An 8,397-nucleotide genomic window follows, 5' to 3' on the forward strand; every position below is an offset into this window, starting at 1 on the left:
AGCCGTCAAGGATAAATGAGTGATATATGAGATAGGATGCAGAATTAGACGTATTCCATTCCTTCAAGCTCGTCGATGTACTCGCTTGAGCAATGTGCGGCAATGGCGCCATCACTGGCTGCTGTTATCAGTTGCCTGAACACTGTGTCACGGACATCCCCGATCGCGTAGAGTCCTGGGAGTCTGGTCTCCATCCTCTGGTTGGTCATGGCATACCCGTCATGGTCAAGCAGTGTCTTGTCGAGCAGTCCTGTCTGGGGAAGCATCCCTACAAAGATGAAGACTGCATCGAAATCACGGTGGTACTCTTTGCTCTCCTTAAGATCATGGAGGATGACACCGGTAACCTTGTTTCCATCACCTTCAATCTTCGTCAGGGTGTGGTTCATGACAATCTCGATGTTCTTGTTTCGTTCCACCTGTCTGACCAGGTTGTCCTGGCCTCGGAAACGGTCTTTTCTATGGATAATGGTGACATGCTCACTGAGTTTTGAGAGGAAGATCGCATCGGTAAGGGCGGTATCGCCACCCCCTACAACCAGGATCTTCTTGTTGCGGAAGAAAGGCCCGTCACAGGTGCCGCAGTAGGATACTCCCTTGCCTGCATACTCTTCTTCACCTTCCACTCCGAGATGCCTGTGCTTGGCGCCAGTGGCCAGGATTACGGCCTTGGCCCTGTATGTCTCGTCACTGCTCTTTGCTATGAAGGTATCCTTCTCTTTTACCAGTTCGGTCACAGAGGCGTATGCAATCTTTGCACCGAATCTCTCAGCCTGGGTCTGGAATTTTACAGCCAGGTCATAGCCACTGATAGGTTCCTCGAAACCAGGATAGTTCTCGATCATGTCGATGAACATGGTCTGTCCACCGGGGGCGAGCTCCTCTATAAGGGTAACCGAGCGCCCTGCCCGGGATGCATACTGCGCAGCAGACATTCCAGCGACTCCGGACCCGATGATCAGGATATCTTGATCAACCATTTTTTTCCTCCAAGGAACGTATTTTTTCTTGCAAGGCGAGTTCAGCGTCGCTCTTTCTCACATAGGTTGGCCCCACCCCAATATCGTCAGGGCCATCTTTCTGGAATTTCTCCCACCCTAGCTGAACGAGGGTGAGGGGGAGATTTGCAGAGCATCTCTCGTCAACGTACAGGCTTCCAGTGTATCCGGATAGTTGTGAGGCAAACTTCTTTGCATCAAAGCCTGTGATGAGGGCGCTAGGATAGCCTTGCAAAAGGGTTGCCATCTCCTCGACACCGAGGTCGAGGTCAGCGGTCACTCTTTTTCCCTCTGCATAGAGGGCTGCATAGTAGCGCTGCTTCCTTGCATCGATGACTGGGACCACAACACCAGAAAAATGAGGGACACACCCAGAGAGTGCATCCATCGTAGAGATGGAACATAAGGGGATGCCGCTAGCCAAGGCGATGCCCTTGAGGGCACTCATGCCGATCCTGAGCCCTGTAAAGGAACCAGGACCATTTGTGCATACCAACAGGTCGAGATCCTTGAAAGAGAGGCCGTTGCGTTGGCACAGGGAGAGCATAAGGGGAATCAAGGCTTCTGAATGTCGTGTACCATTGGCCACAATCTGCACCTCATACCGGCTGAACAACGACTTTTCGTCGCCGAGGGTCAAGGCAAGATGTATCGCTTCGCTTGCAGTATCAATGGCTAGGATGTTCACAGTTCTATTCCTTCGATGGTAATTTCCCGGCTTTGGTCGGGCATGATCCTAATATCGACAAAAATAGTCCAATCGGGAAGCATATCCTCAATCTTTTCACTCCACTCGATGAGGGTAACCCCATTTCCATGCAGCATTTCTTCGCCACCTATCATTTCGAACTCATCGCTGCCGCTGATCCTGTACAGGTCCATGTGGTGGAGGCTTAGCCTTCCCTCATACTCCTGCATGAGGGTGAAGGTTGGGCTGACAATGGCTTCGGTGATGCCAAGAGCCCTGGCAATCCCCTTTGCCAATACGGTTTTGCCTGCACCAAGGCTCCCCCTGAGCGAGATGACCGTACCAGCCGAACAGGCCTGGCCTAAGCGAAAGCCAAGCTCAGCGGTTTCCTCTGCTGAGGTGCTGCAATATAGCATAGCTCATCACTCCCCTGTCTCATCATCGGCCATTTCCTCAAACGACACCTCAACCTCAGCACTGCCTTCCTTGCCTTGGATAAAGAACGGGTTTTCCTTCTTCTCCATGGAATGCTCCTTTTCCTTGAGTTCGGAGGTGTCGACAAATTGCTGGACGATGGGGTCGGAAAGCTTTTCGCCTGTGGTTTGTTCATAATCGTTCATGAGTCGAACGATCACAGGGTCATTCTGGTCGATATTTCTGGCAAGTTCGAGGAACTCCCTCGCCTCATCCCACTCCTCATCCTTGAGATGGAGGTAGGCTAGGTTGGAAAGAAGGGTCAGGTTGGTCTCCTCGAGGTCGATGGCAGTATTGAGGTAGTTCTTGGCCAATGCAGTCTTTCCTGTTTCCAAGGCACAGATGGAGAGTTCATTGTAGATGTCGCTGCTGCTTTCCCCTAGGGTAAGGCAGGTGAGGAATGGCTTTTCAGCTTCTTCGAAGCGACTAAGCCGCCTAAGGGCCCAACCCTTGAGAAACCATGCATTCCATACCTTGGGGTTTTCTGCAAGATAGAGCTCGAGGTTGCCAAGGGCTTCCTCTTCTTTTCCCATCTGAATCTGGTCATAGGCCTGCATCAGGGCCTTGTCATTGTTCAGCTTGTTGTTGATGTCTCCCATGATTTTTTCCACATGGGTTCTCTTCTCCCCTGGTTCTGCAACCTCAAGGAAACGGTCGAGATACTCTTTTGCAATTTCGACATTACCCTGGTAGAGGTGGAAGAAGCCAAGCTCGCTGAGCAGTTGGGCATCATCCTCAAAGAGGGAGACTCCCTCCTTGAGGGTTTCCATTGCTTTCTGCTGATAGAAATCATATGCGGTGCCTTTTGTTGAGTCCAAGGCTGCACGTTTGCTGTAGAAGGTTGCAAGGTTGATAAAGGTTGCACTCATGGGTGCAAGATGGTTGACCGTCAAGAAGAGCTCTTCAGCAAAATCGAAATTGCCTTTCTGCTCCTGGGCAATGGCTGCCAGATTCAGTTCCTGCACCGCATCTTGTTGTACGGTGAGGACAAAGTCACGGTAGTAGGAGAAGTTCTTGTGGTCGGGGTCAAATGCTATGATCTTCAGCATTCCTGCCACGAGCAGTTCTATGCTGATGTCGCTTGTCGCCTCAAGGGAAGTCTGCCCTGCTGGTAGCTGGATGGGTATTTCGATTGATGGGTCTATACGGAAACCATCAAGATTGCGCTCCATGGAGGAGGGGAGACGAATAAAGACCAGGTTTTCTAGGGCTTTGTTTGGTTGTGTCATGGAATAATCCTGTGTATAAGATAAAACCTGCAGTGCCGGTCTCGGAACTAGCTCTTGAACCTATGGTTCAAGGGGGAAACCAGTTGAGCTGAAAATTCTGTTCCATTAAACTTCCGAAGAAGTCGGATCAATGCAAATCAGCTATGCCGTATCCCATATGTGTAAGTTGAGCCAAGAGACGATTGCTCCAAGCGTACACCGCAGGAAAATGTCAAATATCTTGGGCAGGCTGTCCTGCCTCACCTCTATCCTACAATAAGAAGAGGGTTTGTTAAAGAGGGTTAAGAGAAAAGAAAACGAGGCCATCTGGCCCCGTTCTCTTGGACTTAATCCGCACACGTACTGTGCTTTCTCAAAGGCTAGGAGATTCATCCAAAAGGATATCAAGATCGATTTCATCAGAACCGTTGGAATCTCCGACAGAGAATCCTTCGGCAGCTTCCAACTCAAGAGCTGCATCATCCATGAGAGGAATATCATCCAACCCTTCGATGGTTGCAAGATTTTCCATTGCATTGGCAATGCTATCTTCAATGAGCTTGTTGCTGGTAGTGAATTTCTCCACATACTCTTCCAGTTCAGCATTGTGCGTATTTACCAGATCGAACCTTTCTTGTAGCTCGGCCTTCTCTTTTCGCAGCATTGCTATGAGGCCTGCAGCCTTTTTGGTCCGCAGTTCCAGCATCTGAACAGTATCAACAAATGACATAGCCCCTCCTTAACAAATCTCGGTGAACTGTCTTGGGCTTATTTGCCCAGGGCAACCTTGGCCTGTGAAACGAGAGCAGAGAAAGTGCCTTTGTCTTCAATAGCCATATTGGAGAGGGCTTTTCTGTTGATCTCGATATTGGCAAGAGTCAAGCCATGCATGAACTGGGAGTAGTTGATCCCCTCAGCCTGCACTGCTGCACTGATTCTGGCGATCCAAAGCTTGCGGAAATCCCGCTTTCGCTCTTTACGACCACGGTATGCATACTGACCAGCTTTGGCAACTGCGTCTTTTGCAACACGGTTGTTGGTGCTTCTGCGACCATAGTAGCCCTTTGCGAGCTTCAGAATCTTCTTACGTCTGTCCTTGTGTTTTGTTCCGTCTACTGCTCTTGGCATATTTCCACCCTCCTATGCGTAGGGAAGCATGGACTTGACCCGTTTAGCTTCCACATCTGATAGGATACCAGTCGCACGAAGGTTACCCTTACGCTTACTGCTCTTTTTGGTGAGAATATGGCGAAGTCCCTGCTTTTTGTAGCGGACCTTACCAGTTCCTGTAACATGGAACCGCTTGTTGGCGGATCGTCTTGTTTTCATTTTGGGCATTTTGTGCACCTTCCAAACTTGCGCTCTCAAGGAACAAGAACCCCTTGGAGCAGCATATTCACTATCCCATGCGGGATACTGTTTCTAATTCTCTTTCTTGGCCACGGGTTGGTTCTTCAGGGGGCTGATGATCATGCTCATCATTTTGCCTTCCATAAGAGCCCCACGGTCAAGGTTATACCCTACACCAAGTTCGGTAAGCTTTGCAAGTATCTTATCCAGAACAACCTTACCCAGCTCGGTATGAGCAAGTTCTCGGCCACGGAATCGGATACTGACTTTTACCTTATTGCCTTCACCAAGGAAATCCGCAATGAACTTGGACTTTGTCTCAAGATCGTGTTTCTCGATCTTGGGCTGCATCCTGATTTCCTTCATCTTGACTACTGTTTGGTTTCTTTTGGCATCTCTGAGTCTTTTTTCCTGCTCATATCTGTACTTTCCGAAGTCGAGTATCTTGCAAACTGGAGGGTTAGCATTTGGGGAAACCTCCACCAGGTCCAATCCAACTCCTTCAGCCAGCATCACAGCATCAAATGTGCTCATAACGCCTTTCTGATTTCCTTCTGCATCAATAACGAATACTTCTCTAGCACGGATCTGTCTGTTGATCCTCAAATCCTTCGTAGCCAATCGAACTCCTTAGTGTTTTCTGGGAAACCACGGTTTTTTATAGGGTTAGCCTGCCAATATAGCCAGCGCTATCAAATATAGCATAAGCAGAAACCTATGTCAAAGTGCTGTCCTATAATACGGTGTGAAAAGCCATCCGATTACTCTTCGGATGGCTTGCTCAGATATACTCCAGGTCAGGCTTTGCCAGCTGAGCCCAATACATTCTCGTTCTTGTGCATGTACATTTTCTTCAGTTCCGTACGGGCTGGGGCGAGGTACTTGCGGGGGTCGATCTCACCGGGCTTCTCTGCGAGCACCTTGCGGATGATGGCTGTCATGGCAAGTCTTCCATCGCTGTCGATGTTGATTTTGCAGACTGCGCTCTTTGCTGCCCTACGAAGCTGTTCCTCAGGGATGCCTACGCTGTCCTTGAGCTTGCCGCCATGCTCGTTGATCATGGTCACATATTCCATGGGAACAGAGGAAGAGCCATGCAATACGATGGGGAAGCCAGGAAGGATCTTTTCGATCTGCTCGAGGATGTCGAAGCGAAGCGGAGGGGGAATAAGCACGCCTTCGGCGTTGCGGGTACACTGTTCAGGCTGGAACTTGTTTGCTCCGTGGCTGGTCCCGATGCTGATGGCAAGTGAGTCAACCTTTGTCTTGGAGACAAAATCAAGGACCTCTTCAGGCTTGGTATAGTGGCTGACAGCTGATGACACTTCATCCTCAATACCAGCAAGCACGCCCAATTCACCTTCCACGGTCACATCAAACTTGTGTGCGTATTCTACGACCTTCTTGGTCAGTGCAACGTTCTCAGCATAGGGGAGGTGGGAACCATCGATCATGACCGAGGAGAAGCCGTTGTCAATGCACTCTTTGCAAGTCTCAAAGCTGTCGCCATGGTCGAGGTGCAGGACAACAGGGATATCAAATCCAAGTTCCTTGGCATACTCAGTTGCTCCACGAGCCATGTTTCTGAGCAGATTGATGTTTGCATAGTCACGGGCTCCCTTGGAAACCTGGAGAATTACAGGAGATTTGGTTTCTACGCAGGCCTGTATGATAGCCTGGAGCTGTTCCATGTTATTGAAGTTGTATGCAGGAATGGCATAGCCACCCTTCACTGCTTTTGCGAACATGTCTCTGGTATTGACCAGGCCGAGGTCCTTATAGGATGTCATAGATTGCTCCTTCTTAAAGGTAAGGTATTGATTCGGTACAAAGTTACTCAATCTAGCAAAACTGGTCAACCGGGACAGAGGGGTTCTAGGCCCTGTAGGAAGGCAGAACCGTGAATCTTCTTCTTTTCAGCCGCTGAATGTAGAGAAATTGGTGGCCATCTGCACAATGAGCTGTTCCCTTTGTACGTTCAACAGTGACGAGGCATACTCATAGATATATACCATATGCAGGGGTGTATTAGTTTTTCCCCTCTGGGGGACAGGGCTGAGGTAGGGGCCGTCGGTTTCCAGGAGCATATGGTCGAGTGGGATTGATTTGCACAGTTCCCTCATGGCATCGTTTCCCTTATAGGTCAGGGGCCCTGCAAAGGAGATGAACATCCCTTTGGAAATTGCGAGCTTGGCAAGGGCAGGGGAACCCTGGAAACAGTGCATGATGCCCTGTCTTGAAAAGGTCCTGCCTACCAGCATGTCCATCATCTGGGTATCTGCCTCTCTGGTATGTACAATGATGGGCAAGCCCAACTCTTCTGCCAGGTCCATCTGTGAGGCAAACAAATCTTGTTGGCTCTCCTTGGTCCCGTAGTTCCAATAGTTGTCCAAGCCTATCTCACCTATGGCGCAAACCTTGTGCCTGGATAGGGAAGCGGCCATCTGGCCAAGTTGCTGGGCAACTGGCAGCAGGCCCTCGGCGACCCCCCAGGGTCCGATACCTGCACTGAGATGGATGAAGGGAAAGGGCGAGACAAGTTCTGACCGTTCGTCCAGATCATCGAATTCGACTCCGATGTCTACTCCTTGCATGTTGAGGCGCTGCATCTCCTCCATCAAGCTAAAGATATCAATACCTTTCTTTTGCATGGCAAGGAGGTGGAAATGGGAATCTATAAGACCGGAAGGTAGTTCGTCCATAGGACCGTTATACCGAAGTTCGCTCTCTCTTGCAAGCAAAGGGGGGGGGAAGGGCAGTGGAGACTGGTTGGAATATTTTCTTTCCCTATTGCTTGCTGTTCCTCATTGCTGTGATGGAGTGGTTGAGTCTTCTCTTGATGATGGTCTTGTAGCGGAAGGATTTTGTGTAGGACCCAGCTTTGGGAAACTGGGAAAAGAAGGAATCTGGAGTATGGAAGGTTCCCAAATCAGTCTCAACCGCCTTATGCTGCACATAGGTGTGGTTCTCTTGCCATCTGTTGTCAGGATTCTTGAAATTAAGCACTGCTATGCCATATCCATAGAAGCTACCCATGTAGTCTGGGAACCTTTGTTGCAATTTCTGCAAATAGGGTTTGTCGATGATGTGCCCCTCCAACTCGAGCCATCTGTTGTTGAACAGAACTTCTACCCAAGCATGGTAGTGTTGGTCTCGTGCAATCCTATAACTCAGTGGAAGCAGGAGCCCCCGATATATGACTTTGCTTATGGTCGAGGCATGGAAACGGCAGGGAATACCAACTGCCCTGAGCAGGGCCATCAGAAGCGTGCTCTTTGAGAGGCAATTGCCATATCCATCAAGGAGGACCTGGGAAGCGTTTACAGTGAAGGACTCAGAATAGCCGTAGGGGATCTCATCACGCACGAAGGTGTAGATCTGGTCTATGAGCTCTGTCTGACTCTTACAGGTAGTCCACCCATGACCAGCTATAAGTTTGGTGATCGTCGGATGTGAGTAGTCCAAAAGCTGGGTTTGTTCCAAATACTGATTTGTCTGAGTTTCGCATGCAAGTCTAGCATTCATTTGTTACATCTCCAAAAAAAACGAGTTCCTTTTTTCTTGTTTTTATTTGGAGTAAAAACATGGGTGAAAAAAGAAACTCCCAAACTAGAATAAACCCTTTTGTATAAACAAAATATACAGAGGGCTAACATTATATATATTTGGAGTATGCATA

General features: G+C 49.2%; 11 protein-coding genes. All 11 read right to left on the minus strand.

What is annotated here, in order from left to right:
• Positions 1-44: 44 nt before the first annotated feature.
• The 11 genes from trxB to ROJ03_RS12450 all read right to left on the minus strand — a co-directional run bounded on the left by trxB (position 45) and on the right by ROJ03_RS12450 (position 8,243).
• Positions 45-980, minus strand: coding sequence for a thioredoxin-disulfide reductase (trxB, locus tag ROJ03_RS12400; protein WP_313727380.1), 936 nt, complete (start codon positions 978-980; stop codon positions 45-47).
• Positions 973-1,686: a tRNA (adenosine(37)-N6)-threonylcarbamoyltransferase complex dimerization subunit type 1 TsaB gene (gene tsaB, locus ROJ03_RS12405; RefSeq protein WP_313727381.1), complete on the minus strand. Its 714-nt coding sequence runs from the start codon at positions 1,684-1,686 to the stop codon at positions 973-975. The genes trxB and tsaB overlap by 8 nt, the downstream gene beginning before the upstream one ends.
• Positions 1,683-2,102: a tRNA (adenosine(37)-N6)-threonylcarbamoyltransferase complex ATPase subunit type 1 TsaE gene (gene tsaE, locus ROJ03_RS12410; protein WP_313727382.1), complete on the minus strand. Its 420-nt coding sequence runs from the start codon at positions 2,100-2,102 to the stop codon at positions 1,683-1,685. The genes tsaB and tsaE overlap by 4 nt, the downstream gene beginning before the upstream one ends.
• Before the next feature lie 6 nt (positions 2,103-2,108).
• On the minus strand, positions 2,109-3,389 hold the full coding sequence (locus ROJ03_RS12415) for a tetratricopeptide repeat protein (RefSeq protein ID WP_313727383.1): 1,281 nt from the start codon (positions 3,387-3,389) through the stop codon (positions 2,109-2,111).
• A 352-nt stretch (positions 3,390-3,741) separates the two neighbouring features.
• Entirely contained in the window at positions 3,742-4,098 is a 357-nt protein-coding gene (locus ROJ03_RS12420) for a hypothetical protein (protein WP_313727384.1), read from the minus strand.
• 38 nt (positions 4,099-4,136) lie between these two features.
• Positions 4,137-4,496 carry a 50S ribosomal protein L20 gene (gene rplT / locus ROJ03_RS12425; protein WP_313727385.1) on the minus strand — a complete coding sequence of 120 codons (360 nt, stop codon included), beginning with the start codon at positions 4,494-4,496 and terminating at the stop codon, positions 4,137-4,139.
• Between the two features lie 12 nt (positions 4,497-4,508).
• A complete protein-coding gene (rpmI, locus tag ROJ03_RS12430; protein ID WP_313727386.1) occupies positions 4,509-4,706 on the minus strand; it encodes a 50S ribosomal protein L35 in 198 nt (65 codons plus the stop codon).
• Between the two features lie 84 nt (positions 4,707-4,790).
• On the minus strand, positions 4,791-5,339 hold the full coding sequence (gene infC / locus ROJ03_RS12435) for a translation initiation factor IF-3 (protein WP_313727387.1): 549 nt from the start codon (positions 5,337-5,339) through the stop codon (positions 4,791-4,793).
• A 176-nt stretch (positions 5,340-5,515) separates the two neighbouring features.
• Entirely contained in the window at positions 5,516-6,508 is a 993-nt protein-coding gene (locus ROJ03_RS12440) for a class II fructose-bisphosphate aldolase (RefSeq protein ID WP_313727388.1), read from the minus strand.
• Positions 6,509-6,634: 126 nt separating this feature from the next.
• Positions 6,635-7,420, minus strand: coding sequence for a TatD family hydrolase (locus ROJ03_RS12445; protein ID WP_313727389.1), 786 nt, complete (start codon positions 7,418-7,420; stop codon positions 6,635-6,637).
• Positions 7,421-7,505: 85 nt separating this feature from the next.
• Positions 7,506-8,243: a transglutaminase-like domain-containing protein gene (locus tag ROJ03_RS12450; RefSeq protein WP_313727390.1), complete on the minus strand. Its 738-nt coding sequence runs from the start codon at positions 8,241-8,243 to the stop codon at positions 7,506-7,508.
• Between the last annotated feature and the right edge of the window lie 154 nt (positions 8,244-8,397).

Source organism: Sphaerochaeta sp. PS (assembly GCF_032144095.1).
Taxonomy (GTDB): domain Bacteria; phylum Spirochaetota; class Spirochaetia; order Sphaerochaetales; family Sphaerochaetaceae; genus Sphaerochaeta.

What these genes read in the sequence shown, in the direction of transcription:
- rpmI (WP_313727386.1), bottom strand. Translation starts at nt 4,706, where the DNA reads ATGCCCAAAATGAAAACAAGACGATCCGCCAACAAGCGGTTCCATGTT.
- ROJ03_RS12450 (WP_313727390.1), bottom strand. Translation starts at nt 8,243, where the DNA reads ATGAATGCTAGACTTGCATGCGAAACTCAGACAAATCAGTATTTGGAA.
- trxB (WP_313727380.1), bottom strand. Translation starts at nt 980, where the DNA reads ATGGTTGATCAAGATATCCTGATCATCGGGTCCGGAGTCGCTGGAATG.
- ROJ03_RS12445 (WP_313727389.1), bottom strand. Translation starts at nt 7,420, where the DNA reads ATGGACGAACTACCTTCCGGTCTTATAGATTCCCATTTCCACCTCCTT.
- ROJ03_RS12440 (WP_313727388.1), bottom strand. Translation starts at nt 6,508, where the DNA reads ATGACATCCTATAAGGACCTCGGCCTGGTCAATACCAGAGACATGTTC.
- tsaE (WP_313727382.1), bottom strand. Translation starts at nt 2,102, where the DNA reads ATGCTATATTGCAGCACCTCAGCAGAGGAAACCGCTGAGCTTGGCTTT.
- ROJ03_RS12415 (WP_313727383.1), bottom strand. Translation starts at nt 3,389, where the DNA reads ATGACACAACCAAACAAAGCCCTAGAAAACCTGGTCTTTATTCGTCTC.
- rplT (WP_313727385.1), bottom strand. Translation starts at nt 4,496, where the DNA reads ATGCCAAGAGCAGTAGACGGAACAAAACACAAGGACAGACGTAAGAAG.
- ROJ03_RS12420 (WP_313727384.1), bottom strand. Translation starts at nt 4,098, where the DNA reads ATGTCATTTGTTGATACTGTTCAGATGCTGGAACTGCGGACCAAAAAG.